Source organism: Sphaerisporangium sp. NPDC005289 (genome assembly GCF_040607455.1).
Lineage (GTDB): Bacteria > Actinomycetota > Actinomycetes > Streptosporangiales > Streptosporangiaceae > Sphaerisporangium > Sphaerisporangium rhizosphaerae.
The window spans coordinates 39,708-65,499 of the sequence record NZ_JBEXGS010000015.1 but is presented as its reverse complement, the minus strand read 5'-3'; the positions used below and the strand labels follow the sequence as shown (position 1 = coordinate 65,499).

25 protein-coding genes and 1 riboswitch are annotated in these 25,792 nt (G+C 72.1%); of the genes, 15 read left to right on the top strand and 10 right to left on the bottom strand.

The window, feature by feature from the left end:
• Nucleotides 1-8 precede the first annotated feature (8 nt).
• The gene (locus ABZT47_RS25120; protein WP_354846682.1) at nucleotides 9-1,022 is read right to left on the bottom strand and encodes a 2-dehydropantoate 2-reductase N-terminal domain-containing protein; all 1,014 of its coding nucleotides are present in this window, start codon (nucleotides 1,020-1,022) and stop codon (nucleotides 9-11) included.
• Nucleotides 1,023-1,306: 284 nt separating this feature from the next.
• Here ABZT47_RS25120 and ABZT47_RS25115 point away from each other — a divergent pair, with 284 nt between their 5' ends.
• From ABZT47_RS25115 to ABZT47_RS25095, 5 genes are all read left to right on the top strand, one after another.
• Nucleotides 1,307-1,465 (top strand): hypothetical protein, encoded by a 159-nt coding sequence (locus tag ABZT47_RS25115; RefSeq protein WP_354846678.1) that lies wholly within the window; start codon nucleotides 1,307-1,309, stop codon nucleotides 1,463-1,465.
• Between the two features lie 70 nt (nucleotides 1,466-1,535).
• Entirely contained in the window at nucleotides 1,536-2,042 is a 507-nt protein-coding gene (locus ABZT47_RS25110) for a MauE/DoxX family redox-associated membrane protein (protein ID WP_354846675.1), read from the top strand.
• On the top strand, nucleotides 2,042-2,554 hold the full coding sequence (locus tag ABZT47_RS25105) for a hypothetical protein (RefSeq protein WP_354846672.1): 513 nt from the start codon (nucleotides 2,042-2,044) through the stop codon (nucleotides 2,552-2,554). Before ABZT47_RS25110 ends, ABZT47_RS25105 begins: the two co-directional genes overlap by 1 nt.
• Nucleotides 2,551-4,380, top strand: coding sequence for an ABC transporter ATP-binding protein (locus ABZT47_RS25100; RefSeq protein ID WP_354846669.1), 1,830 nt, complete (start codon nucleotides 2,551-2,553; stop codon nucleotides 4,378-4,380). The genes ABZT47_RS25105 and ABZT47_RS25100 overlap by 4 nt, the downstream gene beginning before the upstream one ends.
• Entirely contained in the window at nucleotides 4,377-4,874 is a 498-nt protein-coding gene (locus ABZT47_RS25095) for a S26 family signal peptidase (protein ID WP_354846666.1), read from the top strand. Before ABZT47_RS25100 ends, ABZT47_RS25095 begins: the two co-directional genes overlap by 4 nt.
• Before the next feature lie 108 nt (nucleotides 4,875-4,982).
• Here ABZT47_RS25095 and ABZT47_RS25090 read toward each other — a convergent pair whose 3' ends face one another.
• Genes ABZT47_RS25090 through ABZT47_RS25075 form a run of 4 tightly spaced genes read right to left on the bottom strand, consistent with a single transcriptional unit; the run spans nucleotide 4,983 to nucleotide 9,125 of the window.
• Nucleotides 4,983-5,987: a LacI family DNA-binding transcriptional regulator gene (locus tag ABZT47_RS25090; RefSeq protein WP_354846664.1), complete on the bottom strand. Its 1,005-nt coding sequence runs from the start codon at nucleotides 5,985-5,987 to the stop codon at nucleotides 4,983-4,985.
• A 5-nt stretch (nucleotides 5,988-5,992) separates the two neighbouring features.
• Complete coding sequence (locus tag ABZT47_RS25085; RefSeq protein WP_354846661.1) at nucleotides 5,993-6,880, bottom strand: carbohydrate ABC transporter permease; 888 nt, start codon at nucleotides 6,878-6,880, stop codon at nucleotides 5,993-5,995.
• Nucleotides 6,877-7,803: a sugar ABC transporter permease gene (locus tag ABZT47_RS25080; RefSeq protein ID WP_354846658.1), complete on the bottom strand. Its 927-nt coding sequence runs from the start codon at nucleotides 7,801-7,803 to the stop codon at nucleotides 6,877-6,879. Before ABZT47_RS25080 ends, ABZT47_RS25085 begins: the two co-directional genes overlap by 4 nt.
• The gene (locus ABZT47_RS25075; RefSeq protein ID WP_354846656.1) at nucleotides 7,800-9,125 is read right to left on the bottom strand and encodes an extracellular solute-binding protein; all 1,326 of its coding nucleotides are present in this window, start codon (nucleotides 9,123-9,125) and stop codon (nucleotides 7,800-7,802) included. The genes ABZT47_RS25080 and ABZT47_RS25075 overlap by 4 nt, the downstream gene beginning before the upstream one ends.
• A gap of 187 nt (nucleotides 9,126-9,312) precedes the next feature.
• Between ABZT47_RS25075 and ABZT47_RS25070 the strand changes: the two genes are divergently transcribed.
• Nucleotides 9,313-11,271: a beta-galactosidase gene (locus ABZT47_RS25070; protein ID WP_354846653.1), complete on the top strand. Its 1,959-nt coding sequence runs from the start codon at nucleotides 9,313-9,315 to the stop codon at nucleotides 11,269-11,271.
• On the opposite strand, the gene ABZT47_RS25065 is transcribed toward ABZT47_RS25070, so the two are convergent.
• Entirely contained in the window at nucleotides 11,249-12,844 is a 1,596-nt protein-coding gene (locus ABZT47_RS25065) for an ATP-binding protein (protein WP_354846650.1), read from the bottom strand. The genes ABZT47_RS25070 and ABZT47_RS25065 overlap by 23 nt on opposite strands.
• Nucleotides 12,845-12,996: 152 nt before the next feature.
• On the opposite strand from ABZT47_RS25065, the gene ABZT47_RS25060 reads away from it, so the two are divergent.
• Nucleotides 12,997-13,767: a helix-turn-helix domain-containing protein gene (locus ABZT47_RS25060; protein ID WP_354846647.1), complete on the top strand. Its 771-nt coding sequence runs from the start codon at nucleotides 12,997-12,999 to the stop codon at nucleotides 13,765-13,767.
• Between the two features lie 45 nt (nucleotides 13,768-13,812).
• On the opposite strand, the gene ABZT47_RS25055 is transcribed toward ABZT47_RS25060, so the two are convergent.
• Nucleotides 13,813-14,382, bottom strand: coding sequence for a helix-turn-helix domain-containing protein (locus tag ABZT47_RS25055; protein ID WP_354846643.1), 570 nt, complete (start codon nucleotides 14,380-14,382; stop codon nucleotides 13,813-13,815).
• Between the two features lie 126 nt (nucleotides 14,383-14,508).
• Between ABZT47_RS25055 and ABZT47_RS25050 the strand changes: the two genes are divergently transcribed.
• Both ABZT47_RS25050 and ABZT47_RS25045 read left to right on the top strand, forming a co-directional pair.
• Nucleotides 14,509-16,119 (top strand): MDR family MFS transporter, encoded by a 1,611-nt coding sequence (locus tag ABZT47_RS25050; protein WP_354846640.1) that lies wholly within the window; start codon nucleotides 14,509-14,511, stop codon nucleotides 16,117-16,119.
• A 238-nt stretch (nucleotides 16,120-16,357) separates the two neighbouring features.
• On the top strand, nucleotides 16,358-17,374 hold the full coding sequence (locus ABZT47_RS25045) for an SDR family oxidoreductase (protein WP_354846637.1): 1,017 nt from the start codon (nucleotides 16,358-16,360) through the stop codon (nucleotides 17,372-17,374).
• Here the strand turns inward: ABZT47_RS25045 and ABZT47_RS25040 are convergent.
• A complete protein-coding gene (locus tag ABZT47_RS25040; RefSeq protein ID WP_354846635.1) occupies nucleotides 17,371-17,898 on the bottom strand; it encodes a vitamin K epoxide reductase family protein in 528 nt (175 codons plus the stop codon). The genes ABZT47_RS25045 and ABZT47_RS25040 overlap by 4 nt on opposite strands.
• Before the next feature lie 298 nt (nucleotides 17,899-18,196).
• Here ABZT47_RS25040 and ABZT47_RS25035 point away from each other — a divergent pair, with 298 nt between their 5' ends.
• Nucleotides 18,197-19,057, top strand: a complete 861-nt coding sequence (locus ABZT47_RS25035; RefSeq protein ID WP_354846632.1) for a hypothetical protein — start codon at nucleotides 18,197-18,199, stop codon at nucleotides 19,055-19,057.
• A 174-nt stretch (nucleotides 19,058-19,231) separates the two neighbouring features.
• Here ABZT47_RS25035 and ABZT47_RS25030 read toward each other — a convergent pair whose 3' ends face one another.
• Nucleotides 19,232-19,816, bottom strand: a complete 585-nt coding sequence (locus tag ABZT47_RS25030; RefSeq protein WP_354846629.1) for a TIGR03086 family metal-binding protein — start codon at nucleotides 19,814-19,816, stop codon at nucleotides 19,232-19,234.
• A gap of 85 nt (nucleotides 19,817-19,901) precedes the next feature.
• On the opposite strand from ABZT47_RS25030, the gene ABZT47_RS25025 reads away from it, so the two are divergent.
• The 5 genes from ABZT47_RS25025 to ABZT47_RS25005 all read left to right on the top strand — a co-directional run bounded on the left by ABZT47_RS25025 (nucleotide 19,902) and on the right by ABZT47_RS25005 (nucleotide 24,665).
• Nucleotides 19,902-20,579, top strand: coding sequence for a TetR/AcrR family transcriptional regulator (locus tag ABZT47_RS25025; protein ID WP_354846626.1), 678 nt, complete (start codon nucleotides 19,902-19,904; stop codon nucleotides 20,577-20,579).
• 275 nt (nucleotides 20,580-20,854) lie between these two features.
• Nucleotides 20,855-21,000, top strand: a riboswitch (cyclic di-AMP (ydaO/yuaA leader).
• Nucleotides 21,001-21,011: 11 nt separating this feature from the next.
• On the top strand, nucleotides 21,012-21,761 hold the full coding sequence (locus ABZT47_RS25020; protein WP_354846624.1) for a GH25 family lysozyme: 750 nt from the start codon (nucleotides 21,012-21,014) through the stop codon (nucleotides 21,759-21,761).
• 81 nt (nucleotides 21,762-21,842) lie between these two features.
• Nucleotides 21,843-22,775 (top strand): Ppx/GppA phosphatase family protein, encoded by a 933-nt coding sequence (locus ABZT47_RS25015; RefSeq protein WP_354846621.1) that lies wholly within the window; start codon nucleotides 21,843-21,845, stop codon nucleotides 22,773-22,775.
• 159 nt (nucleotides 22,776-22,934) lie between these two features.
• Nucleotides 22,935-23,519: a hypothetical protein gene (locus ABZT47_RS25010; RefSeq protein WP_354846618.1), complete on the top strand. Its 585-nt coding sequence runs from the start codon at nucleotides 22,935-22,937 to the stop codon at nucleotides 23,517-23,519.
• A gap of 27 nt (nucleotides 23,520-23,546) precedes the next feature.
• Nucleotides 23,547-24,665 carry a 5-methyltetrahydropteroyltriglutamate--homocysteine S-methyltransferase gene (locus tag ABZT47_RS25005; RefSeq protein ID WP_354846615.1) on the top strand — a complete coding sequence of 373 codons (1,119 nt, stop codon included), beginning with the start codon at nucleotides 23,547-23,549 and terminating at the stop codon, nucleotides 24,663-24,665.
• 171 nt (nucleotides 24,666-24,836) lie between these two features.
• Here ABZT47_RS25005 and ABZT47_RS25000 read toward each other — a convergent pair whose 3' ends face one another.
• Nucleotides 24,837-25,643, bottom strand: a complete 807-nt coding sequence (locus ABZT47_RS25000; RefSeq protein WP_354846612.1) for an SDR family oxidoreductase — start codon at nucleotides 25,641-25,643, stop codon at nucleotides 24,837-24,839.
• Nucleotides 25,644-25,792 lie beyond the last annotated feature (149 nt).

Below are 25,792 nucleotides of genomic sequence, written 5' to 3'. Positions count from 1 at the left end.
ACCGCCCGTCACATGAGCGGCGGGGCCGCGGCCTCCTCCTCGACGAGCTTGAGCAGGGCGGAGATGGTCATCGAACCGGGCGGCCGGTGCTCGCGGGCGAACTCGCCGGCGACCCTGCGCACCGTCTCGTTGGCCGGGGTGGGCACGCCGTGCAGCCGGCCGAGCAGCACGATCTCGCCGTTGAGGTAGTCGGCCTCGATCGAGCCGCTGCCCTTGGCCAGGCTCTGCCACGACGAGCCGCCCGGCCGGTCCACCCCGTCGACCGCCGTCTCGTTGACCTGGTCGCCGCGGGTGCGGCGTTCCTCCTCGGGAGGGGTGTAGGCGATGCCGGCCGCGTCGAGCACGGCCCTGCCCTCGGCCAGCAGGCGTTCCATCAGCGGCTGCGAGCCGGGAACCGGGCCGCAGATCGCCTGGTGGGCGTTGCCGAGGTTGCCGAGCAGCTTGGCGTACTTCCAGCGCATGACGTTCTGGGCCACCGGGGCGGCGAACATGCTGCCGCGCAGGTCGGCGGCGATGCGCTCGGCCGTCTCGTCGGCGCCGCGGGGGTAGCGGCCGAGGGTGAGCATCCCCGACAGCGGCGCCCCGTGGGAGACGACCGTGCCGGGTTCCAGGTGCAGCGCCGGCAGCCACACGCACATGCCGTAGACGCGGCGGAACAGGCGCAGCGCGATCCGCTCGTTCTCGACGGCGTTCTGGGCGCAGACCAGGGGCAGCGCGTCGGCCGCCGCGCCGCCGCCGGCGACCGGGCGCGGCGCCCACTCCTGCAGGATCGCGGCGGTGTCCTGGGTCTTGACGGCGAGCACGAGCACGTCGTCCTCGCGCAGGTCGAGCTCCTCGGGTCCGCCGGCGGCGGTGACCGCGACGGTCGCCGCGCCGTGCGGGGAGATCAGGCGCAGGCCGTCCCGGCGGAGGGCTTCCAGGTGGGCGCCCCGTGCGACCAGGACGACGTCGTGCCCGTTCTCCGCGAGCCGGCCGCCGATCGTCCCGCCGACCGCACCGGCGCCGATGATGATATAGCGCATTATGTGATCCTCCCATGATCGTCTCATCGGGCCGCCCAGGGGGCATGCCCTGCCGCCGGGACACGGGATACCCGCGCGGCCGTGCCGGGCCGGAACGCCGGTGTCTGACCGGTGACCGGGTTCCGGCCCTTCCGTCGGCGGGATATCTGATGGCCAAAAACGGGCGAACCTGGACATTCTGTGCACCGTTCATGAAAATGATCTCGACCGTTGCGCCGTAATTCGGAAGACCGGATCATCGTGATCACCATCATCTCGCCCCTCGGGGCCGGAGAGGAGACATCATGCTGGGTCTCGTCGACCGTCTGCTGACGCGTGTCTCCCACAAGGTGACCGTGGAGGCCGGGTGCAGCAACTACTACTACTGCTCGGGTGGGGTCAGGTACCTTCGCCAGTGCTGCCTGAACGAGGGGTGCACGACGGTCAGGGTCGGCACCTGCTGACGTCGCCGCGATAAGCGTCCGCGGGCGGCGGCCGGCCGCCGCCGCCCGCCATGGCGGTGGAGGTGCGTGGATGGAGTACGTACGGATCGGATGCGCCTGCCTGGTCGCACTGGTCTTCGCGATGAGCGCGGTGTCGAAGCTGCGGGATCTGGAGGGATTCCGCCGTTCCCTGCCCGCGCTCGTCCCTGCCCGGCGTGAACTCCTGCGGCCGCTGGCGATGGCGGTCGTCGTGCTGGAGGCGCTGGTCCCGATCATGATCGCGGTGCCGCCGGCCACCTCGTACGGCCTCGCGCTGGCCTGCGCCCTGCTCGTCGCGTTCACCGTGGCGATCGCCCGCGCGCTGGGACGGGGGCAGACCGCCCCCTGCCGCTGCTTCGGTGCGTCCGCGGCCCCCCTCGGCCCGCGGCACCTGGTGCGCAACGGCCTGCTGATCACCGCGGCCGTCCTCGGCGGGCTGTCGCCGGGCGGCGCGCCCGTCCTCGCCGGGGCGGTCATCGCAGGTGCGGCGGGACTCATCGCGGCGCTCCTGATCGCCTCCCTCGACGACATCGCCGATCTCTTCGCGAGGAACGCCTGATGCCCTACCTGACCGCCGCCGTCGTGCTCATCGGCGTGCTGTGCGTGCTCAACCTGATCCTCACCCTCGGCCTTGTTCGTCAGACGCGGCGGACCGGCGGGGGAGGCGTCCAGCACGCCGGGCCTCCCCTCGTCCTGGGGCCCGGCTCGCCCGTCGGCGCGTTCACCGCCGTGACCATCGACGGCGAACCGGTGTCCCATGACACGGTCACCGGTCTGGTGGGGTTCTTCTCCGCCGGATGCGAGCCCTGCCACAAGCTGCTTCCCCGCTTCACCGAGCACGCCCGCGCCCTCGGGCGGGAGAACGTGCTGGCGGTGGTCGGCGGGGACGACGCGGAGGCGGTCGAAGCGCTCGCGCCGGTGGCCCGCGTGATCGTGGAGGACTTCGACGGCCCGGTGGCGGGCGCGTTCCAGAACACGTGGACCCCCGCGCTCTACCTGCTCGGCTCCGATCACCACGTCGTCGCCGCCGGCGGACGCCTGGAGGACCTTCCCCTCGCCTCGACCGCATGAGCGATCCCGGCGCGAGCCGGCGGACCGGGACCCGCGAACTGGCCTCGGCCGCCGTGGAGGCCATGGCGCTGACCTGGAGGGCGGCGCCGGGAGGGGTCGCCGGCTACGGCTTCCTGACGCTCGCCGAGGCGGCGGCCCCGATCGCCACGGCGTGGCTGACCAAGACGGTCATCGACCGGCTGACCACTCCCGGCGGCGCGGTCGCGGGCCTCGCGGCCGGGCTGGCGGCGGCCGGGCTGGCCGCCGCCGCCCTCCCCGGAATCGGCCGCTACCTGCGCGCCCAGACCGGACGCCTCGCGCGCGCCGACGCGATCGACCGGCTGTTCGCGGCGGCCGAGCGGCAGGTCGGCCTGCGGCGCTTCGAGGATCCGGTGTTCCTCGACCGGCTGCGGCTCGCACAGGAGGGCGCCGGAACCACCGGCGACCTCGTCAGCGGAGTCTGCGGCACTTTGAACGGCGTGCTGTCGCTCGCCGGGTTCGTCGCGTCCCTGCTGATCCTCAGTCCCGCCATGACCGCGCTGGTGCTGCTGGCCGCCGTCCCGGCCCTCATCGCCGAACTGCTGCTGTCGCGCAGGCGGGCCACCGTGCAATGGGACATCGAGCGGATCCACCGCCGCGAGTTCTTCTACTCCCGGCTGCTCACCGGCGTCCAGGCCGCCACGGAGATCCGGCTGTTCGGCGTCGGCGCGTTCCTGCGCGCCCGGATGATGGCCGAGCGGCGCAGGGCCGACGTCGCCGAAGCGCGGATGGACCGCCGGGAGCTGGTCACCCAGGGCGGCCTCACCACGCTGAGCGCGGCGGTCGCGGGCGCCGGCCTGTGGTGGGCGATCACGGCGGCCCGCCGGGGCTCCCTCAGCGTCGGCGACGTCGCCATGTTCGTCGCGGCCGTCGCAGGGGTGCAGGCCGCGCTCGACACGCTCGTCTCGTCCCTGGCGTCCGTCCACCAGCGGCTCCTCACCTTCTCCCACTACGTGGCGGTGATCAGGGCCGAGCCGGACCTGCCCAGCGCGGACCGGGGCACGGCCCCCGCGCTGCGCCAGGGCATCGAACTGCGGGACGTCTGGTTCCGCTACAGCGACGACCACCCTTGGGTGCTGCGCGGGGTCGACCTGACGATCCCGCACGGGCGGTCGGTCGCCCTCGTGGGGCTGAACGGCGCCGGCAAGAGCACCCTCATCAGGCTGCTGTCGCGGATGTACGACCCGACCCGCGGCCGGATCCTGTGGGACGGCGTCGATTTGCGGGACATCCCGCCCGCCGATCTCCGGGAGCGGATCAGCGCCGTGTTCCAGGACCACATGAACTACGACATGTCCGCCGCCGAGAACATCGGGCTCGGCCACCTGCCCGCCTTGGACGACCCGGCCCGGATCGAGGAGGCGGCCGTCCGGGCGGGGGTGCACCAGACGCTCTCGAGCCTGCCGCGCGGCTACGACACGCTGCTCACCCGCGTCTTCTTCTCCGAGGCCGACAAGGGCGATCCGGAGACGGGAGTGGTGCTGTCCGGCGGGCAGTGGCAACGCCTCGCGCTGGCCAGAGCCCTGGTCCGTGACGGCAGGGACCTGATGATCCTCGACGAGCCCAGCTCCGGTCTGGACCCCGAGGCCGAGCACGAGGTCCACGCCGGCATCCGGGAGCACCGGGCGGGCCGCACGAGCCTGCTGATCTCCCACCGGCTGAGCGCCGTGCGGGACGCCGACCTCATCGCCGTGCTCCACGAAGGGCGGATCGCCGAACGGGGACCGCACGAGGTCCTGCTCGCCGCGGACGGCCACTACGCCCGCCTGTTCCGGCTCCAGGCCGCGGGATACCAGGAGGCGCAGTGAAGATCGGCAAGCTCCTGCTTCCGGCGTCCGGACTGCTGGCGCTGGGGATGTCGCTGTGGTGGCTCCGCCGGTGCTACCTGGTCGCCACCGTCGAGGGGCCCAGCATGGAACCCACTCTGCGCTCCGGCGACAGGCTGCTCGTCCGCAGGACCAGGCGGGTCCGCGCCGGCCAGATCGTGGTCGTCAAGATCCCCAACCCTCCGGCCGTGGACGGCCTGCCGCCGGGCCTGGACCCCGGCGACGCGGACAAGGTGCGGGAGAGATCCGACCCCGGCTGGCATCTGCTCGTCAAACGGGTGGTCGCGGTGGCCGGCGACCCCGTGCCGAGACGGGCCTTCCCGGCGCTCCGCGATGTGCCCGGGGCCGTCGTGCCTCCGCGCGCCCTGGTCGTGCTGGGCGACAACCCGGACACCAGCTGGGATTCCCGCGACTTCGGCTTCGTCCGGGACGACCAGTTCATCGGCGTCATGGTCCGCGCCCTGCCCTCCGCCTGACCCCCGCGCGACCTCTCACAGGCCGCTCGCCCGGCGCCGCTCCGGCAGGCCGTACGGGGCGGTGCCTTCGCTCGCGGACGGCCCTCGCCGAGGCGCCCTGCCCGGCTGTCAGGCGGACTCGCGGATCACCAGCTCGGTGGGCAGGATCACCGGTTCGACGCTCTCGGCGCCGTCCACCAGGTCCAGCAGGAGGCGGACGGTCTCCTTCGCCACCTGTTCGAGAGGCTGGCGGATCGTGGTCAGCGGCGGGTGGGTGGACACGGCGACGGCCGAGTCGTCGAACCCGCCGACCGCGACGTCCTCGGGGACCCGCCGCCCGGCGGCGCGCAACGCGGCGAGCGCCCCGGCCGCCATCAGGTCGGACCCGACGAACACCGCGTCGATGGCGGGCGAGCGTTCGAGCAGCTCGGCCATCGCCAGCTCGCCGCCGCGGCGGGTGTAGTCGCCGTGGGCGATGAGCTTCTTGGTCGCCCGCCTGCCGAGGACGTCCGCGAAGCCCTCCAGCCGGCGCAGGCCGCCGGGCGTGTCGAGCGGCCCGGTGATCGTGGCGATGCGCCTGCGGCCCTGGCCGGCGAGGTAACGGGTCATCTGCCGCGCCCCTTCGCGGTCGTCGGCGGCCGCATAGGGAATGACGGTCTCACGGCCGAGGACGGCGCCGCAGGCCACGGCGGGCACCCCGGAGCGCTCCAGCGCGTCCAGCAGCGGGTCGCCGGCGTGCGTGGAGAACAGCAGGACGCCGTCGGCGTGCCCGCCGCGCAGGTAGCGCACCACCCGCTCGCGGTCGCCCGCGTCCCCGGCGATCATCAGCACGACGCACACGTCCCGCTGCGCGAGCCGCTGGGTGGCGGTGCGCAGCATGACGCTGAAGTTCGGATCCTCGAACAGCTTCTCCTGGGGCTCCGACAGCACCAGGGCCACCGAACCGGTGCGCTGCGTGACCAGGCTGCGGGCGTTGCGGTTGACCACGTAGCCCGTCTCGGCGATGGCTCGCTCGATCGCGGCGCGGGCCGCCGTGCTCACGTACCGGTCGCCGTTGAGCACGCGCGAGACGGTGCCGCGCGAGATGCCCGCCGCGGCTGCCACATCGTGGATGGTGGGACGTCTTCTGGACACGCGCATCAGTTTTTCACGGCGCCGCTGGACAGGTCGGTCCGCCAGTACCGCTGCATGGTCAGGAACAACGCGACCAGCGGAATGATCGACAGCAGCGTGCCCGTGATGATCAGGTTGTACAGGGACGGCTGGTTGGCCCCGGCGGCGAGCATCGTGTACAGGCCCACCGTCATCGGGAACCTGTGGTCGTCGCCGAGCATGATGAACGGCAGCAGAAAGTTGTTCCAGATGGCGACGAACTGGAACAGGAAGATGGTGACCATCGCGGGCAGCATCAGCGGCAGGGCGACGTCGCGGGCGAGCCGCCCCTCGGTGGCGCCGTCGATGCGGCCGGCCTCCAGCAGCGCGTCCGGGATCGCCGCGGCGGCGTAGATGCGCGCCAGGTAGACGCCGTAGGGGCTGAGGATCTGCGGCAGCAGCACCGACCAATAGGTGTCGGCCAGCCCGGCCTTGGACAGCAGCAGGTACTGCGGGACGGCCAGCACGACCACGGGCACCAGGATGCCGCCGAGCAGCAGGTTGAACGCCAGGTCGCGGCCGGGGAAGCGGTACTTCGCCAGCGCGTACCCCGAGACGGCCGACACCGCGGTGGACAGCAGCGCGCCGGCGCCGGCGTACAGGACGGTGTTCAGCATCCACAGCCAGAACACCCCGTCGCGGTAGGCGGCCAGGTCGGCCAGGTTGGACAGCAGGCCGGTGCCCGGCGCGAGCGTCGAGGTGGAGAACAGCTCGGCCGGGGACTTGCCGGCGGCGATCACCACCCAGGCCACCGGGAACAGGCAGTACAGCGCGCCGAGCACCAGCACGGCCGTCGGCACGGCGCCGAGCGGCCCGCGGCGCCGGCCGGCGGCGGCCCCCCTCCCGGCGGGCACGGCGGTGGTGGCCGGTGTCATGAGCCCTCCCTGAAGGCGCGGTCGCGCACCAGGCGCAGGAACCCGAACGAGAGCACCACCGAGATGGCGGCGATGACCACGGCGGTGGCCGCGGCCGAGTACAGGTCGCCGGTGACGAAGGCGTCCCGGTAGACCTTCATGAGCGGGCTCCAGGTCGTGCTGATGGTGTTGGTCAGCGGGCGCAGCGTCATCGGCTCGGTGAACACCTGGACGGTGGCGATGACCGAGAACACGGTGGTGAGGATGATGGCGGGGGTCAGGATCGGCATCTTGATCCGCAGGGCGATCTGGGTCTCGCTCGCGCCGTCGATGCGGGCGGCCTCGTAGTACTCGCGCGGCACGGCCCGCAGCGTCGTGTACAGCACCAGCATGTTGAACCCGACGCCGCCCCACACGGCGATGTTGGCCATGGAGAAGGTGACGGTGCCCGCCCCGAGGAGGTTCACCTCGGCCCCGAGCGCCGACAGCGCGTCGTTGACCGGGCTGAGGCTCGGCAGATAGAGGAAGCCCCACAGCAGCGACGCCGCCACCCCCGGCACCGCGTACGGCAGGAAGATCGCGACGCGGGAGAAGCGGGCGAAGCGGACGTGCAGCGAGTCGAGCAGGAGCGCGAAGACCAGCGCCAGCCCGAGCATCACCACCAGCACCAGCGCGCCGTACACCAGCACGCGGGCCCACCCGGCCCACAGCTCGCCGTCGCCCAGCGTGGAGGCGTAGTTCTCCAGACCCGCGAAGATCTCCTTCTTGGCGCCCCTGCCGAGCCCGAGCCCCGAGACCTTGGTCCGGTGCAGGCTGAGATAGACGGTGTAGGCGATGGGCAGCGCCATGAACAGCACGAACAGCACCATCGCCGGGGCCAGGAACAGGTAGGGCGCGGCGCCCGCACGGTGGGTGCGGGCGCCTGCCGTCCGCCGGGGGCTCATGGGGCGATCTGGAACCCGGACTTGCGCATGTCGGCGACGGTCGCGTCCTGCATCGTGCGCACCGCACCGGAGAACGCGGATCCGTCCTGGACGGCCTTGTCGAAGGCGTCCTTGAAGGCGTTGTAGGTGACGTTGACGTCCGGCCCGAAGGTGAAGCCGCGCGCGGTGGCGCTGATCGCGGCGGCCGTCTTCCAGAAGTCGGGCTGGTTGCCGAAGTACTCGGGGGCCTTGGTCAGGGACGCCTGCCCCTTGGTGGCGGCCGGGTAGACCGCGCCCTGCTCCACCAGCAGTGCCAGGGCCGCCGGGTCGGTGTTGAGCCAGGTGGCGAACCGCACGGCCGCCGCCTTGCTGGGCGACTTCTCGGCGACGGCGGTGGAGGAGCCGCCCCAGAACCCGGTGTGCCGCTCGCCGGCGCTCCACTGCGGCAGCGGCGCGATCGCCCACTTGCCCTTGCCGTCGGGGGCGTTGCTGGACAGCACCCCTGGACCCCAGACGGCCGACGGCCAGGTGAGCAGCGTGCCGTCGTTGAGCGCCTTGTTCCACTCGGGGGTGAAGTACGGCTTGTCGCCGATCACGCCCTCCTTGACCAGGCCGCCCCAGTAGTCGGCGACCTTGAGGGTGGCCTCGTCGGCGATGTTCACCTTCCAGGACTCCCCGGCGATGGACCACCACTGGGCGCCCGCCTGCTGGGCCAGTCCCGCGAACGAGCCCGGGTCCTTGCTGGAGAAGGTGCCGAGCAGCACCTTGGGGTTCCTCTTGTGCACGGCACGGGCCGCCTCGGCGTACTCCTCCCAGGTGGTGGGCACTTTCAGGCCGTACTTGGCGAACAGGTCCTCGCGGTAGTAGAGCATCATGGGCCCGCTGTCCTGCGGGATGGCGTAGACCGCGTCGGTGCCCAGGGTGACCAGCCCCCACAGGCCGTCGCCGAACGCGGCCTTCGCGGGTTCGGCCTCGGCCTTGATGTCGGCCACGGCGTCGGCGGCCACGAAGGAGGGCAGCATCTGGTACTCGGCCTGCACCAGGTCCGGCGGGTTGCCGGCCTTGGCGGCGGTGAGGAATTTGGCCGCCGCGTCGTCCCCGCCGGCCTGCTTGCTCACCGTGACCTGGATGTCGGGGTGGGCGGCGTTCCAGGCCTGGACGATCTTGTCCATGTTCGGGACCCAGGTCCAGTAGGTCAGCTTGACCGGCTGGGCCGGCCGGCCCGTTGCTCCGGACGACGCGGCGGGGGATCCGGCCTCGCCGGCCGTCCCTCCGGAGCATCCCGCGGCGAGCGCGGCGGCGAGCGCGACCGCCGCCACCGCCGAGAGCCGTCGTGTACCCATGCGTAGCTCCAAGTCCGAGATTCGGATGCCCACATGTCTGTGAACGTTCACAGAGTGAGAAAACCGATACGGCTCCGTCAAGGGCCGTTACGGGGTCGTTAAACAGCACTTCGGTCCGGCCGGTGCTTCCGGGTGACCCGCTCTTGGATTACTGTGCACGTTCACAGACAGAGATCGAGGGGGACCGATGCGGGGCATCGCCTACGGAGGGGACTACAACCCCGAGCAGTGGCCGGAGGAGACCCGCCGCGAGGATCTGCGGCTCATGCGCGAGGCCGGGGTGAACCTGGTCAACGTCGGGATCTTCGGCTGGGTGCTGATGGAGCCCGCGCCGGGCGCCTACGAGTTCGGCTGGCTGGACGAGATCGTCGACCGGTTGCACGCCTCCGGCGTCCAGGTCGGCCTCGGCACGCCCACCGCCGCCCCGCCCGCCTGGTTCTCCCGCCTGCACCCCTCCTCCCTGCCGGTCACGCGGGAGGGCCACCGCATCGGCGTGGGCGGCCGGGAGTCGGCCTGCCCCAGCTCACCCGAGTACCGCGAGGCGACCGCCGGGCTGGCCGCCGCGCTCGCCGAGCACTACGCCGGGCACCCGGCCCTCGCGCTGTGGCACGTCCACAACGAGTACGGCGCCCCGCTCGGCGAGTGCTACTGCGACAACAGCGTCGAGGCGTTCCGCCGCTGGCTCCGGCGGACCTACCAGGACCTGCCCGCGCTCAACGACGCCTGGGGCACCACCTTCTGGGGCCAGCGCTACACCGCCTGGGAGGAGATCGACGCCCCGCGGGCCAACCACACCGTGGTCAACCCGGCCCAGCGGCTGGACTTCATGCGCTTCACCTCCGAGGAGCACCTGGACTGCTTCCGCCTCCAGCGCGACATCCTGCGGCGCCTCACCCCGTCGGTCCCGGTGACCACCAACTTCATGACCACCAACTGCAAGTCGATGGACTACTGGGCCTGGGCCCGTGAGGTGGACGTCGTCTCCAACGACCACTACCTGACGGCCGAGCGGCCCGACAACCACATCGACCTGGCCATGTCCGCCGACCTCGCCCGGTCGCTGGCCGGGGGACCGTGGATGCTGATGGAGCACTCCACCGGCGCGGTGAGCTGGCAGCCGCGCAACATCGCCAAGCGGCCCGGGGAGATGCGCCGCAACAGCCTCGCCCACGTGGCCCGGGGCTCGGACTCGGTGCTGTACTTCCAGTGGCGCGCCTCGCGGTTCGGCGCCGAGAAGTTCCACTCGGCGATGGTCCCGCAGGCCGGCGCCGACTCGGGTGTGTGGCGCGACGTCGTCGGCCTCGGCGCCGACCTCGCCCGGCTCGGCGGCGTGCGCGGCGGGCGGGTGCGCGCCGAGGTCGCCATCGCGTGGGACTGGCAGTCGTGGTGGGCGCTGGAGCTGGAGTGGCGCCCGTCGGTCGACCTCGCCTACCGCGAGCGGGTGGACGCCTACTACCAGGCGCTGTGGCGCTCACACGTGACCGTCGACTTCGTCCACCCGGCCGCTGACCTGTCGGGATACCGGCTCGTGGTGGCGCCGAGCCTCTACCTGCTCACCGAGGCCGGGGCCAAGAACCTGCGCCGGTACGTCGAGGCGGGCGGCCACCTGTTCGTGTCCTACTTCTCCGGCATCGTCGACGAGCACGACGCCGTCCACGCCGGGCCGTACCCGGGGGCGCTGCGCGACGTGCTGGGCCTGTCGGTCGAGGAGTTCCACCCGCTGCGCGAGAACGAGACCGTCCCCCTGACGCCCGGTCGGGACCTGGCCGGGCGCGTCTGGTCCGAGCGCGTCCGCCCGGCCGGGGCCCGCGTGCTGTGGAGGTTCGCCGCAGGGCCGGACGCCGGGCACCCCGCCTTCACCCGCCACGACCTCGGGGCCGGGGCCGCCTGGTACCTGGCCACCGGCGTCGCCGACCCGCGTCCCGCGCTGGCCGAGGCGCTGGACGCCGCGGGGGTCGAACGGCCGCGCGACCTGCCCGAGACCCTGGAGGTCGTCCGGCGGGCCGGGCACCTGTTCCTGATCAACCACGCCGACGAGCCGGTGACCGTCCCTGGCGTGACGGGCAGCGGCGTCCTGGACGGGGCGGAGTACGCCGGCGCCGCCACCGTCCCGGCCGGCGGGGTCACCGTGGTCCGGGAACGCTGACCAGACCGGGGGCCGCGGCGGTCTCGCCTGGAACCGGGACCGCGGGCAGGGTGAAGACGAAGCGGGCGCCCTCGTCGCGCTCGACGTCCAGGCGGATCTCCCCGCCGTGGTACTCGACGATCTTCTTGCAGAGGGCCAGCCCGATGCCGGTGCCCTCGTACTCCCCGCGGTTGTGCAGCCGCTGGAAGATCACGAAGATCTTGTCGGCGAACCGTGCCTCCACGCCGATGCCGTTGTCGGCCACCGCCACCTCCCACATGTCGCCGGCGCGCTCCGCGGTGATCTGGATCTGCGGCGGGCGGGCGGGGGAGCGGAACTTCATCGCGTTGCCGATGAGGTTCTGCCACAGCATGCAGAGCAGGGCGGGGTCGCCGACGACCTCGGGCAGCTCGGACCTGACCACGACCGCGCCGGTGTCCTCGGTCCGCGACTCCAGGTTGGCCAGCGCCTCGTCGAGCGGCCGATCCAACGGGACGGGCACCCGTTCGGCGTCGTCGCGTCCCACCCGGGAGAAGGTCAGCAACTCGGCGATCAGCGACTGCATGCGCTTGGCGCCGTCCACCGCGAAGGCGATGTACTCGTTGGCGCGCTCGTCGAGCCTGTCGGCGTAGCGGCGCTGCAGGAGCTGGCAGAAGGCCGTCACCTTGCGCACCGGCTCCTGCAGGTCGTGCGAGGCGACGTAGGCGAACTGCTCCAGCTCGGAGTTGGAGCGGCGCAGCTCGTCGGCCTGCTCCTGCAGCAGCCGCTGGGCGTCGCGCGACGCCGCCAGTGCCTCGGAGATGCGCCGCCGCATCGCGTCGACGTCGCAGGCCAGCGTCGTCAGGTCCTTCGGCCCCCGGATGTCGATCTCATGGCTGAAGTCGCCGTCCGCGACCCGCCGCGCGGCCGTGCCCAGCCGGTCCAGGGGACCCAGCACCGCGTACCGGAGCAGGAGCGCCACCGCGATCAGCGTGATCACGAACATCACCAGCACGCCGGTGAGTACCGTGTTGCGCCACATGCGCGCCTGGCCGATGTCGGCGGTGGCCCGCCGCTGCGCCAGCGTCAGGTTCGCCGTCTGCTCGTCCATGGCGGCCCTGATGCGGTCGAACAGGGCCTTGCCGTTCCCGACCTGTGCGGGGTCGGTCGTGCCCGGCCCTCGGGTGCGCACCGTCTCGATGGTGGGGCGGGCGTAGGCGGCGCGCCAGTCGCCGGCCCGCAGCTCGACGGCGTCGAGGTCGGCGAGCAGCGGGCTTCCGGCGAGCGAGCGCCGCAGCTCCGCGACCGCCGTCCGCTCGGTGACCTGGCCCTCGTCGAAGCCGTCGGCGAACTCCCGCCGCCCGCTGACGATGTAGCCGTGGACGCCGGCCTCCTGGTCCAGCAGGGCGCCGCGCAGGCGTTCGGCCCACAGCAGGCCGGGGGAGATCCGCGTGGTCATCTGGTCGAAGGTGGAGGTGCTGCGGCTCAGCGCCCAGGTGCCGAGCACCGCCGAGACCGCCAGCAGCACCGCCATGATCGCCAGCGTCATGGTGAACCAGGAACGTGTGCTCAGCCGGGGCCCTGCGGCGGCACGGCCCTCGCCGGAAACGCCCACGTGTCCTCCTTGCTCCATCGCCCAGCTGCCATGCACTTACCGAGGAATGCCTGGTCTAACCCGCCTTGCGGCACTTGTTGGCCGGTGCGATGTGCCGCCCGCCACTGTTATCCCATTGACGGAGTGAGTACTCACTCCGTAGCTTGGGAGTCATGACAGAGACGCGGCGCAGAGCGTCGGGGATGACACCGGAACAACGGCGCGACATGATCGTCAAGGCGGCGCTGCCGCTCGTCGCCGAGCACGGAGCCGCCGTGACCACCGCGCAGGTGGCCAGGGCGGCCGCCATCGGGGAGGCGACCATCTTCCGGGTGTTCGCCGACAAGGACGCGTTACTGGACGCCTGCGTGCTCCAGGCCCTCGATCCCGCCCGTGCGCTGCGTGAGATCGCCGAGGTGCCGCTCGACCAGCCGCTCGCCGCCCGCCTGGCCGAGGCCGCCGAGGCCCTGCGGGCCCACCTCGACCGCATGGGAGCGGTCATCGGAGCCCTGCACGCCACCGGCCGGGCCGGGCGTCCCGGTCCTGGACGCGACGCCGCCGGGGACGGGCGGCGAGGTGGAGGCGAGGCCGTCGCCGCCGCAGGGCGAGGCGGGCCGGATGCCGGCCGGGGGAGAGGTGAGGCGGATGCCGCCGGGGCGGGGGATGGGGCGGGTGCCGCCGCCGGCGGGGACGAGCCGGGCGCCGTCGAAGGGCGGGACCGTCCGGCCGGGACCACGGGCAGGGAGGCGTCCGTCGCGCGGACCATCGCCGCCGTGGCCGAGCTGTTCGAGCCCGAGCGCGCCTCGCTGCGACTGCCGCCCGAGCGGCTGGCGGCCATCTACCTGAGCATGCTGTACGCCCGTCCCGGGCTGGGCGGCGGCGACCGCGAACCGGTGCGCGCCCAGGAGCTCGCCGAGGTCTTCGTGCACGGCGCCCTGGCCTGAGCCGTTCACGCCGGTGAGAACGCCCGGCCGCTCCGCGCCGTCCTGTCAGGAGGCGGAGGGCTGGGCGGACTCCAGCAGCTCGAGGGCGAGGCCGAGCGCCGCGTCCTTGCGCTCGTCGTCGGAGAGCTTCTCGTCCTTCAGCACGAACCAGGCGGCGTGCAGCGTGAAGATCGCCATGGAGCACCGCAGCCGCTCGTCGACCTTGGCGCCCTCGTCCCACAGGACGCCGCTGAGGGTGGTCATGAGGTTGCGCATCTTGTCGAACTTCGGGTGGCCGCGCAGCGCCGTCTGGTTGCGCTCCATGAACCGCATGAACGCGTGGTGCTGGCCGCTGTAGACCTCGGCGGCGTAGCGCCGGATGAGCTCGCGCCGGCTCTCGATCGTCCGGGGCTGCTCCTTGGCCCAGGCGACCAGGCGTTCGATGGCCGCCCGCCGGTCCTCGGCAAGGCTCGCCACTATGTCGTCCTTGGTCTTGAAGTGGTAGTAAAGTGCCGCCTTGGTCACCCCGAGCAGCTCGGCGATCTCCCGCAACGAGGTCGCCTCATAGCCCTGCTCGGTGAAGAGCTGCAAGGCGATCTCTTGGATGCGGGCCCGCGTGTCGGTGTGTGGCCTCATATGTCTTCAGACGCTCCCTGGTCCCCTATTTAACTTGACGGCCGGTAAGTAGGCACTCTACCTTGGGCAGTATAGTCACTAGCCGGTCGGCAAGTAAGTAGCCGTTCACCAAGGGGGCACAAAAGAATGACGGAGACCGAGGCCGAGGCAGTTCCCGGCCGTCGGCGGGAGGTCATGGTCGTCCTGCCGGGGCTGATGCTCGCGATGATCCTGGCGATGCTCGACAACATGATCGTCGGTACGGCGATGCCGCGCATCGTCGGCGAGCTCGGCGGCCTGACCCATCTCTCGTGGGTGGTCACCGCGTACGTCCTGGGGACCACCGTTTCCACCCCTATCTGGGGCAAGATCGGCGACCTGTACGGCCGCAAGACCATCTTCTTGTCGTCGATCGCGATCTTCATGGTCGGTTCGGCGTTGTGCGGCATGGCCGGGTCCGACCTGTTCGGCGGCACCGGCGACGGCATGATGGAGCTCATCGGCTTCCGCGCCCTTCAGGGCCTCGGCGCCGGCGGCCTGATGGTCAACGCCATGGCCATCATCGGCGACCTGGTGCCGCCCCGTGAGCGCGGCCGCTACCAGGGCATCATGGCCGCCATGATGTCGCTGGCGATGGTCGCCGGCCCGCTGGTCGGCGGGTTCATCACCGACCACCTCAACTGGCGCTGGGCCTTCTATGTGAACCTCCCCATCGGCGCCGTGGCGTTCATCCTGCTGGTCTTCCGGCTGCACCTGCCGAAGTACCGCACCGAGCACCGCATCGACTGGCTGGGCGCCGGTCTGCTCGGGGTGGGCATCACCGCCCTGGTGCTGATCACCACCTGGGGCGGCAACGAGTACGACTGGGGCTCCTGGCAGATCCTCGGCCTGGTGGCCGTCGCCGTGGTGTCGCTCGCGCTGTTCATCCCGGTCGAGCGCCGGGTCGCCGAGCCGATCATGCCGCTGCACGTGTTCCGCGACCGCAACTTCACGCTGATCTCGCTGATCGGCTTCCTGCTCGGCTTCGCGATGTTCGGCGTGATCAACTTCCTGCCGCTGTTCCAGCAGACCGTCCAGGGCGCCTCGGCGACCAACTCCGGCCTGCTGCTGCTGCCGATGATGGCGGCCATGATGGTGGTCTCGCTCTTCGTCGGCCAGGCGATCACCAAGACCGGCAAGTACAAGATCTTCCCGATCGCCGGCGGCGCCGTCATGGTCGTCGGCATGTGGCTGCTCTCGCTCATGGACGCCCACACCGCCCGCTGGGAGACCGGCCTGTTCATCGCCGTGCTCGGCCTCGGCATGGGCGGTCTGATGCAGACCACGATGCTGATCGCGCAGAACAGCGTCGAGCAGAAGGACCTGGGCGTGGCCAGCAGCGCCTCGACCTTCTTCCGCTCGATCGGCGGCTCCTTCGGTGTGTCGCTCTTCGGGGCCATCTTCAACAACCAGCTCACCTCCAACCTGACCGAGAAGCTCGGCCCGCAGGCGGCGCGGATGGCCGAGAGCGGCGGCGGCCGGCTCGACCCCGCGTCGCTGGCCCGGCTTCCCGCCCAGGTGCGCGAGGGGTTCCTGGACTCGCTGGCGTCCTCCATCTCCAGCATCTTCTTCTGGGCGATCTTCTTCGCCGTGCTGGTGCCGGTCCTGGCGGCCCTGATCAAGGAGATCCCGCTGCGCAGCGGGCCGTCCGCCCCCGGCGCCGGTCCCAAGGACGGCGACCAGACCCCGGCGGCGACGCCCGTGGCGGCGTTCGACTGACCCGGCGCGACGCCTGACGGCCGTGACCCCCATGGGTCACGGCCGTCGGTACGTTCGGTGGGGGCGCGGAGGCGGGTGTCCGGACGCAGGCCCGCCTACCGTCCGGCAGGAGTTGTGCTGGAGATTGCACCATTTGTGGTGGTTCGTCGGCTTTGGTCGGGTAGGGGACTCATGCCGGGGGTGCCAGGACTGATCATGACCCCCGGATGACCCGACGACTCGGACGCGGAAGTTCGGCATGACGACACAAGACGGAAGACGCGTCGTGGTGGTGACCGGCGCCAGCGGAGGCATCGGACGGGCGACGGCCCGCCGCTTCGCCGCCAGGGGCGACGCGGTCGCGCTGCTCGCCCGCGGCGCCGACGGCCTGGAAGGCGCCGCCCGCGATGTGCGCGAGGCCGGAGGGGCGCCGCTGGCCATCGAGACGGACATGGCGGACCACGACCAGGTCGAGGCGGCGGCCGGCAGGTGCGAGAGCGAACTCGGCCCGATCGACGTCTGGGTGAACGTCGCCTTCTCCTCGGTCTTCGCCCCGTTCACGCAGGTCTCACCGGAGGAGTTCCGCCGGGCGACCGAGGTCACCTACCTCGGGTTCGTGAACGGCACCCGGGCCGCCCTTGAGCGGATGCTTCCCAGGAACAGGGGAGTGGTCGTCCAGGTCGGATCGGCGCTCGCCTACCGGGGCATCCCCCTGCAGTCGGTGTACTGCGGGGCCAAGCACGCCATCCAGGGCTTCAACGAGGCGCTGCGGTGCGAGCTGCTGCATGACAGGAGCAAGGTCAAGGTCACGATGGTGCAGATGCCGGCGGTCAACACCCCGCAGTTCGACTGGGTGCTGTCGCGGCTGCCCGGCCATCCGCAGCCGGTGCCACCGATCTACCAGCCGGAGATCCCCGCCGACGCCATCGTCTACGCCGCCGACCACCCGCGCCGCCGGGAGTACTGGGTCGGGGGGTCGACGGCGGCGACGCTGATCGCCAACGCGGTGGTCCCCGGCGTCCTGGACCGCTATCTGGCCTGGAAGGGCTACTCCTCCCAGCAGACCTCCAAGGTGACCCGCCGGTTGCCGCCCAACCTCTGGCGGCCCGCGGACGCGCCCCCGAACACCGATCAGGGGGCGCACGGCTCCTTCGACCGCAGGGCCAAGAGCCGCAGTGTCCAGGTGTGGGCCTCCCAGCACCACGCGACCCTGGCCGCGGCCCTGGCGGTGGCGGCCGGCGTCACCGCCCTCGCCCGGTGGGCCGCCCGCCGCTAGCGGGCGAAGCGCTGCGGCTCGCGTCCTCGCAGGGCCGCGGGGAGGGGGAGTCCGCTGTCGCGCAGTTCCCGCACCCGCCGCACGGCCGCTCCGACCTCGCGTGCGACCAGCAGGGCGACGAGCCAGGAGATGCCGGCCGAGGTGAGGCAGAGCGTGCAGAAGGTGCCGGTGAGGATGGGCTGGGCGATCACCAGGCCGACGCCGGTCAGGGCCAGCACGGCGGCCGTCAGGCCGAGCAGCACCACGATCCAGGGCCGGTCGTGCCAGCGCCGCCGTCCGCCCGACAGTTCCAGCACCGCCTCCACCAGATAGGCGGCGGCGCCGAGGGTCGCGTCCGACACCGGGAGCACGCGGGAGACGGCGGAGGTGAGCACCTTGCGGGAGCCGTCCCCGAAAATGGGGTCCCACACGGAGTGCACCACTCCGTACTGGAACAACGCCAGATAGACCGAGATGGCGCACCCGCACAGGGCGAGGGCGGCGACCGGGATTCTGCTGCGGAAAGAACTCGGACCTTCAGGCACGCCGAGGCCCCTACCCGTGCCGGGGCCGGGCAAGCCCCGCGCCTTCCTCCCGGCCGGCGTCCCGTGCGGGGAATGGGCGGGAAAGGCACGGAGCTTTCCCGGATGCGCGCGCCGCCACGTCCACGCCGACTCGCGACCGGTCGGCGCGGCGTGATTTCTTGTGCCTGCGACGGTGCCCGTTTCCTTTCCGGGGGAAATCGCTCCACCGGCCGACGTGGATCCTGGAATTCACCCCTGCGAACCATGTGTCGCCGCCATTAGTCTTGGCGGCCGACAACACGGATTTACAAGGGGTGGTATGTCCAGTAAGAAGATATTCATCAAATTCGCTATCCTTGGTGTCGCCGTCGCCTCGCCCACGCCGCTCGCCGTGGCCGGCGCCTTCGCCCAGTCCGCCGCAGCTCCCTCTCGCGCCGCCCACGCCCGTCCGGCGGACGTGACCCGGCAGAGCGTCATCGACCGGGCCAAGACCTGGAACCCCGGCACCCCGCAGCGGGTGCCGTACAGCCAGGGCAAGTACCACAACGGCTACCGCACCGACTGCTCCGGCTACGCCTCGATGGCGCTCGGGCTGAGCGCTCCGGGCCTGAACACCGTGGCCCTCGCCTCGCCGGGCGCGAGCAGCCCGATCGCGATGTCCGAACTGCTCACCGGCGACCTGGTCATCGACGCCATCGGCGACAACAACAACCGGCACGTCGTGATCTTCGAGCAGTGGGCGAACCCCGGGCGCACGTCCTACTGGGCCTACGAGCAGCGCGGCGGCTACGGAACCGACCATCGCGTCCTCGCCTACGGCCTGCGGCCGGGCAGCGAGTTCCACGCCCGCCGGCCCCGGGTGTTCGGCGGCGGCGGGACCCCCGCTCCCGGAAGCAAGGTCTGGGTCGACACCTTCGCCGACGCGACGGGCTACCGCGAGCCGAACACCGGCGACCCGCAGGGCACGCTCGACAAGGGCACCAACTACGTCTACTGCCGCGTCCGGGGCGCCGAAGTCCGGCACGGGTCCGCGTTCAACCACTGGTGGCTGCGCACCGACCTCGACCGGACGAACCCCGGTAAGAACGGCCGCGGCGCCTACGTTTCCGCCTATTATCTCGCCAAATGGGGCAACGACGAGGCGAAGGATAATAACGGCAGAGATATCCCGAACTGCTGAGCATTCCGTGAACACCGCGTATTCACCGGGTTGACCGGCGGTGTCGCTCGATAACGGAGAGAAGAGGTGGACGGCGGCAGAACGTCCCGCCGGTCGAATGACCGGCGGGACGTTTTCCGTGCCGGCGCCGCCTGCCTCGGGGGGAGGAGGCCGCGCCGTCGGCGGGTTCCCGGGTCAGCGGGTCCACTGCGGGTCGCGGCCGAGGTAGCGCAGCAGCTCGGCGGTGGCGTCGTCGGCCGGGTGCGGGTCGAGGGCGGGGGCGTAGGCGAAGCCGCGCAGCGGCTCGGCGAGGACGCGGGCCACCGGCAGCAGGCGCTCGGACAGCTCGGCGTCCAGAGGCGACGGACGGCCGGTGGCGACCGCGATGTCCCAGGCGTGCACGGCGGCGTCCAGCGCGGCGGCGCCGACGGCGACCTCGGCGGGCAGCGCACCCTGCGGCAGCGGCGTCGGTACGGCCTCCGCGCCGGGCGCCACGGTGGCGAAGCCCTGTGCCGCGACCTCCAGGGCGCTTTCGAGCAGGTCCTTCGGGTCGCCGGGGGCCTGCGCCGCCGGGTCGAACGGGTTCTCCTCCGGGCCGCCGGCACCGGTGATCGCGGCGGCATAGGCGCGCTGGTCGCCGGCGGCGTGCCGCAGCACCTGCGCCACGTTCCACTGCTCGCACGGGGTCTTGGCGGCCCAGTCGGCCTCGGTGACCCCGGCGGTGGTCGTGCGCAGCGCGTTGTGGGCCTGCTCCAGCAGCGACCAGGACGTGGTGGTCATGCGAAACCTCCGAGTTAGAGCGGAACGGATCGTTCTGTTCAAACTATATCGGAACGGAGCCTTCCGTTCAAGCTAGAATGGGCGCATGGAGCCCACGACAGCAGGCATGAGGGGACGCAAGGCCGAGGCCGCCCGCAACGACCGCACGATCCTCGACGCCGCGCGAGCGGTGTTCGTCGCCGACCCCAAAGCGCCGATCTCGGCGGTGGCGCACGAGGCGGGCGTCGGCGTCGGCGCCCTGTACCGGCGCTATGCCGGCAAGGAGGAGCTGCTGCGCACCCTCTGCGAGGACGGCCTGCGCCGGTTCACGGCGATCGCCGAGTCCGCGCTGGCGCGGGACGGCGACGCGTGGGAGGCCTTCGCCACGTTCCTGCGCGAGGTCGTCGACTCCGACGTGCACTCGCTGACCGTGCACCTGGCCGGCACGTTCACCCCCACGCGGGAGATGCACGAGCTGGCCGCGCACGCCGGCTCGCTCGCCGGGCGCGTCGTGGACCGGGCCAAGGCCGCCGGCGCGCTACGGCCGGACGTGGTCGCCGAGGACATTCCGATGATCTTCGACCAGATCACCGCGGTCCGTGCCGGCGACGCCGATCGCACCGCCGTGCTGCGCCACCGCTATCTGACCCTGCTGCTGGACGGGCTGCGCGCCGGCGCGCCGGCCACCCCGCTGCCCGCCTCCGCGCCGACCGGCGAGGAGCTCGGACGGCGCTGGCGGCACGCCGAGTCATCCCGCTCCTCGCAGCCCCCGCCCCGCCGCTGACCGGATCCCCGGGTGCGCCCCTGGCCCGCCGGGACCGGGACGCCTGACCGGGTCGTTCTGGCCGGATGCGCTTCCTGGGGGTGATCACGTCGGGGGAAGCCGGTCGTGTCCGCCCGCGTGACGCCGGCGGCGCGTACTTTGTCGCATTTGTGCTCTTTTGATGTGGTATGTACCTTGTTGGGAAGCGGTATGCGTGCCGATGGTCCCACGCCGTCGTGCCCGTTGCCGTCCGTTGCCCACATCGCGCGTACCCGGCGGGACGGCGTCCCGCCGCGGAGACACGCCCACCTCATCCACACCTCGCGGAACCGGGGACCCCCTTCGCGGAGTGAATCGGAGCACCGGCCCTCGAAGGGACGGACCCACAGGGCACTTCCGCCCGAACCCATCAGCCGACCCGGTAGGCGCGTGGAAGCAAGGAGCGAGCCCTTCATGCCCATCGACCGGCTTTCCTCGATCTTCTCCCACCTCAAGAACCGGCTGGACCTGTCCGGCGCGCGCCTCTACTCCGCCATGGCGGGGGTGATCGTGGCCGTGCTCGCCATCGTGGCGGCCGTCGTGGTGACCGGCCCGGCGGACGCCGCTCCCCGCGGCGCCGCCTCGGAGCGCCCCTACGGCCAGGACGTCTCCGCCTACGAGTCCGACCACGACTGGAACGCCAGCCAGGCGCAGTTCGGCATCATCAAGGCCACCGAGGGCCTGACCTTCCGCGACTCCGCGTTCGCCCGCCACTGGGCCGAACTCGGCAAGAAGGGCATCGTGCGCGGCGCCTACCACTACGGTCACCCCGGCAACGACCCCATCGCCGAGGCCGACCACTTCCTGTCGGTGGTGGACGCCCAGCCCGCCGAGACCGGCGACCTGCTCGTGCTGGACCTGGAGACCAGTGACGGCCGGTCGGTCGCGCAGGTCAACGCCTGGGCCAAGACCTGGCTGGCCCACGTGAAGGACGAGACCGGCGTCACCCCGCTGTTCTACAGCGGCTGGAACTTCGCCGACACCTACGGCCACGGCCTGGCCGAGTACCCCTTGTGGGTGGCCTACTACGGCAGGGAAAAGGGCGACGTCACCCCGCCCGCCGACTGGAAGAGCTGGGCGATCCACCAGTACACCGACGTCCCCATCGACCAGAACGTCTCCGCGCTGACCACCGCCCAGTTGCGCGCGCTCGGCCGCCCCTGAGCGACGGCGCCTCGGCGGAACCGGCAGGACCGGCAGGACCGGCAGGATCTCCCGGGCGGGCGCGGGTAGTAGCGTCTGCTCATGCGACTCGGCGTTCTCGACATCGGCTCGAACACGGTGCACCTGCTGGTGGTGGACGCCCACAGGGGCGCCCAGCCGCTGCCCGCCTACTCGCACAAGGTCGAGTTGCGGCTGGCCGAGCACCTGCACGACGGCGACGTCCTGTCTCCCGAGGGTGAGCGCGAGCTGCGCCGCTTCGTCGAGGACTCGCTGCGCATCGCCGAGGACAAGGGGGTGGAGGACATCATGGCCTTCGCCACCTCGGCCGTGCGGGAGGCCGCCAACGGCGAGGAGGTCCTGGACCGCCTGCGGGCCGCCACCGAGATCGACGTGCAGGTGCTGTCCGGGCAGGACGAGGCGCGGCTGACGTTCCTGGCGGTGCGGCGCTGGTTCGGCTGGTCCTCAGGACGGCTGCTGGTCCTGGACATCGGCGGCGGCTCCCTGGAGATCGCCTCCGGCATGGAGGAGGAGCCCGACGTGGCGATCTCGCTCCCGCTGGGCGCCGGGCGGATGACCCGCCAGTGGTTCACCGGCGCCCCGCCCCCCGCCGAGGAGGTGCGCGGCATGCGCCGGCAGGTGCGCGCGCAGATCGGCAGGGTGGTGGGCGATGTGGTGAAGTACGGGCACGCCGACCACGCGGTCGCCACGTCCAAGACCTTCAAGCAGCTCGCGCGCATCGCCGGCGCCGCCCCCTCCAGCGAGGGGTCCTATGTGAAGCGGGTGCTGCGCCAGGATGACCTCTCCCACTGGACCGGGCGCCTGGCCACGATGGACAACGCCCAGCGGGCCGGCCTGCCGGGCGTCTCCGCCGGTCGCGCCCCGCAACTGCTCGCCGGGGCGATCGTGGCCGACGCGACGATGGACCTGTTCGAGGTCCCCGAGGTGGAGATCTGCCCGTGGGCCCTGCGCGAAGGGGTGATCCTGCGCCGCCTGGACACCATGCCCGGCGCCTGAGGTCCGCGATCACGGCCCCCGGGGTCACCGTGCCCGGCGGTGTGCGCGATCGCTCCGCGCACACGGGAGAATCGATACGTCCACCTGCGTGATGAAACGTGTGACCATGTCCGTCCCGGGCACGGTGTCCACCGCGGCGGCACAAAAGGAGGAACGGCGATGATGGCGCTCATCGGAGCGGTCTACACGCTGCTGGTCGTCCTGGCGCTGATGGGACTCGCTCTGGTGCTGATCGCCGTGATGGGGCTGATCTCGCTGGCGCTGCTGGCCTCGACCACCAGCCCCGAGCCCGAACTCGGCGCCGACGGCCGCCCGGTCCCCCGCACCCCGGCCGCCGCCCCCGAGCCCACGGAGGCCCCCGAGCGGTCCAAGGCTCCCCGCCCGTCCGATACCCCTGCGCCCTCCGAGGCTCCCACGCCGTCCGACGCCGCTCCCAGGCCGTCGAAGGTCTCTGAGCCGTCCAAGGTTCCCCGGCCCTCCGGGATTCCTGAGCCGTCCGAGGCTCCTGAGCCGCCCGCCCGCGGTCCGGTGCCCGGCGTCCCCGGGCGCGGCGCCGGCGGAGGGGGGACGACGCCGGACGCCGGAGCAGGCAGGACGGGGCGGGAGGGCGGGCAGCGGCTGTTGTGGCCGTTCGGGATGCCCCGGCCGGGATGGGTGCCGCACGGAGTGGCCTACGCGCGCGACGCATGGCTTTATCCGCTCCGTCGCTACGGCGAAACCGCTCAAAAGCTGATAGGACGGTAGTCGCGCTAGATCATCTGGAGGATCGCCATGCGGACAAGACCCCCATTCCGCGCCGACCATGTCGGCAGCCTGCTCCGTCCCGCCGCCCTGCTGGAGGCGCGCGAGGCCTTCGCCGCCGGCGCCATCCCCGCCGAGCGGCTCAGAGAGGTCGAGGACGAGGCGATCCGCGAGGTGGTGCGGGCCCAGGAGGAGGTGGGCCTGCGCTCGGCGACCGACGGCGAGTTCCGCCGGGCGTCCTGGCACATGGACTTCATCTACCGGCTCGGCGGCATCGGCCAGGCCGCCGACGAGCGCATCAACGTGCAGTTCCGCAACGAGCAGGGGGTCATCGAGTTCGCCCCCGCCGCGCTGCGCGTCCACGACCGGGTGCGCCTGGACGAGACGATCTTCGGCGACGACTTCGCGTTCCTGCGCGAGCAGGCGACCACGGCCACCCCCAAGCTGACCATCCCCTCGCCCAACATGGTCCACTACCGCGGCGGGCGCGCCTCCGTCGACCCGGCGGTGTACGGCGACATGGAGGCGTTCTGGAGCGACCTCAGCGCCGCCTACGCCGAGGAGGTCCGCCGGCTGGCCGCGCTCGGCTGCACCTACCTGCAGTTCGACGACACCAGCCTCGCCTACCTCAACGACCCCTCGCAGCGCGCCGAGATCGCCGAACGCGGGGACGACGCCGAGCACCTGCACCTGCGGTACATCAAGCAGATCAACGACGCCCTCGCCGGCAAGCCCGAAGGGCTGTCGGTCACCACGCACATGTGCCGCGGCAACTTCCGCTCCTCGTGGGTGGCCTCGGGCGGCTACGACTTCGTGGCCGAGGCCCTGTTCGGAGAGCTGGCCGTGGACGGCTTCTTCCTGGAGTTCGACGACGAGCGCTCGGGCGGGTTCGAGCCGCTGCGGTTCGTGCCCAAGGGCAAGGCGGTGGTCCTCGGCCTGGTCACCACCAAGCGCGGCGCGCTTGAGTCCAAGGACGACCTGAAGCGGCGGGTCGAGGAGGCGGCCAAGTACATCGACGCCGATCAGCTCTGCCTGTCGCCGCAGTGCGGGTTCTCCTCGACGGTGGAGGGCAACTCCCTGACCCGGGAGGAGCAGTTCGCCAAGCTCCGCCTGATCGTCGAGACCGCCGAGGAGATCTGGGGCTCCTGACCGCCCCGCCGGCCGCGAGCGGCCGGCGCCCGCGACGGACGCCGGCCGCGTCTCCCCGCCGCCTGGTCCGCCGCGTGTGCCCGCCGCGTGTGCCCGCCGCGTGTGTCGGCCGCGTGTGTCGGCCGCCCGCGTCGGCTGCCCGCGTCGGCCGCCGCCGGGACGGCGGGGCGGTCACAGCTCCTTGAGGAAGCCGCCGTCCACCGCGAAGTCGGCGCCGGTGGTGCTCGCCGAGCGCGGGGAGGCCAGCAGCGCCACCATGTCGGCGACCTCCCGCGGCTCGACGAGCCGGCCGGTGACCAGCTTCATCATCTGCGGCGCGACGGTGTCCATCACGGTGTCGCGGTCGGTGCCGGCCTGCGCGGCGATGATGTCGGCCGCGCCGCCCTCCTCGGTCCACCACGCGGTGCGCACCGGCCCGGGGGAGACGGTGTTCACCCGGACGCCCCGCGGGCCGTACTCCTCCGACAACGCCTTGGTCAGCGTGTTGAGCCCCGCCTTGGCCGCGTTGTAGTCCACGTTCATCGGCGCCGGCTGGCGGGCGCCGCCGGAGGAGACGGTGACGATCGCGCCGCCGCCCCGGGCGACCAGATGCGGGATCGCCGCCCGGATGGCCCTGACCGCCGCGAACAGGTTGAACTCGAACATCTCCCGCCAGTCGGCGTCGGTCGGCCCCTCGAAGGAGAAGCGCGGCAGGCGGGCGCCGGGGGGCGGGCCGCCGGCGTTGTTGACCAGGATGTCCAGGCCGCCGAACCGCTCGACGGCATGGGCGACCACCTGCGCGGGGGCGCCGGGGTCCATCAGGTCGGCCGCGACGTGCGCGAGGCGGGGCCCGGCCAGCTCCTCCAGCTCCGGGCCGCTCTTGCGGGAGGCGGCCACGACGCGCGCCCCCTCCTCCAGCAGGACGCGGACGACCGCCAGGCCGATCCCCTTGGAGGCGCCGGTGACGACGGCGACCTTGCCGGAAAGCTGCAGATCCACGATGAGATTCCCTTCGTCGGTGTGACGCCCACGAAGGTAGTTCGAACGCCCGTGCGAGGACCGGCGGTGATCGGCCCTGTCATGCGAGCGGCTTCCGGACCTCGCGTTCGCGCCGGCGGCGGCGGGCACCAGCGCGCCGCCCGCCCACG

Bases quoted from the DNA above. Each gene is read 5' to 3' on its own strand.
- ABZT47_RS25025 (WP_354846626.1), top strand. From the start codon at position 19,902: ATGGAGCCCACGACAGCAGGCATGAGGGGACGCAAGGCCGAGGCCGCC.
- ABZT47_RS25110 (WP_354846675.1), top strand. From the start codon at position 1,536: ATGGAGTACGTACGGATCGGATGCGCCTGCCTGGTCGCACTGGTCTTC.
- ABZT47_RS25050 (WP_354846640.1), top strand. From the start codon at position 14,509: ATGACGGAGACCGAGGCCGAGGCAGTTCCCGGCCGTCGGCGGGAGGTC.
- ABZT47_RS25045 (WP_354846637.1), top strand. From the start codon at position 16,358: ATGACGACACAAGACGGAAGACGCGTCGTGGTGGTGACCGGCGCCAGC.
- ABZT47_RS25035 (WP_354846632.1), top strand. From the start codon at position 18,197: ATGTCCAGTAAGAAGATATTCATCAAATTCGCTATCCTTGGTGTCGCC.
- ABZT47_RS25015 (WP_354846621.1), top strand. From the start codon at position 21,843: ATGCGACTCGGCGTTCTCGACATCGGCTCGAACACGGTGCACCTGCTG.
- ABZT47_RS25010 (WP_354846618.1), top strand. From the start codon at position 22,935: ATGATGGCGCTCATCGGAGCGGTCTACACGCTGCTGGTCGTCCTGGCG.
- ABZT47_RS25060 (WP_354846647.1), top strand. From the start codon at position 12,997: ATGACAGAGACGCGGCGCAGAGCGTCGGGGATGACACCGGAACAACGG.
- ABZT47_RS25070 (WP_354846653.1), top strand. From the start codon at position 9,313: ATGCGGGGCATCGCCTACGGAGGGGACTACAACCCCGAGCAGTGGCCG.
- ABZT47_RS25080 (WP_354846658.1), bottom strand. From the start codon at position 7,803: ATGAGCCCCCGGCGGACGGCAGGCGCCCGCACCCACCGTGCGGGCGCC.
- ABZT47_RS25105 (WP_354846672.1), top strand. From the start codon at position 2,042: ATGCCCTACCTGACCGCCGCCGTCGTGCTCATCGGCGTGCTGTGCGTG.
- ABZT47_RS25115 (WP_354846678.1), top strand. From the start codon at position 1,307: ATGCTGGGTCTCGTCGACCGTCTGCTGACGCGTGTCTCCCACAAGGTG.
- ABZT47_RS25120 (WP_354846682.1), bottom strand. From the start codon at position 1,022: ATGCGCTATATCATCATCGGCGCCGGTGCGGTCGGCGGGACGATCGGC.
- ABZT47_RS25030 (WP_354846629.1), bottom strand. From the start codon at position 19,816: ATGACCACCACGTCCTGGTCGCTGCTGGAGCAGGCCCACAACGCGCTG.
- ABZT47_RS25085 (WP_354846661.1), bottom strand. From the start codon at position 6,880: ATGACACCGGCCACCACCGCCGTGCCCGCCGGGAGGGGGGCCGCCGCC.
- ABZT47_RS25075 (WP_354846656.1), bottom strand. From the start codon at position 9,125: ATGGGTACACGACGGCTCTCGGCGGTGGCGGCGGTCGCGCTCGCCGCC.
- ABZT47_RS25055 (WP_354846643.1), bottom strand. From the start codon at position 14,382: ATGAGGCCACACACCGACACGCGGGCCCGCATCCAAGAGATCGCCTTG.
- ABZT47_RS25020 (WP_354846624.1), top strand. From the start codon at position 21,012: ATGCCCATCGACCGGCTTTCCTCGATCTTCTCCCACCTCAAGAACCGG.
- ABZT47_RS25005 (WP_354846615.1), top strand. From the start codon at position 23,547: ATGCGGACAAGACCCCCATTCCGCGCCGACCATGTCGGCAGCCTGCTC.
- ABZT47_RS25100 (WP_354846669.1), top strand. From the start codon at position 2,551: ATGAGCGATCCCGGCGCGAGCCGGCGGACCGGGACCCGCGAACTGGCC.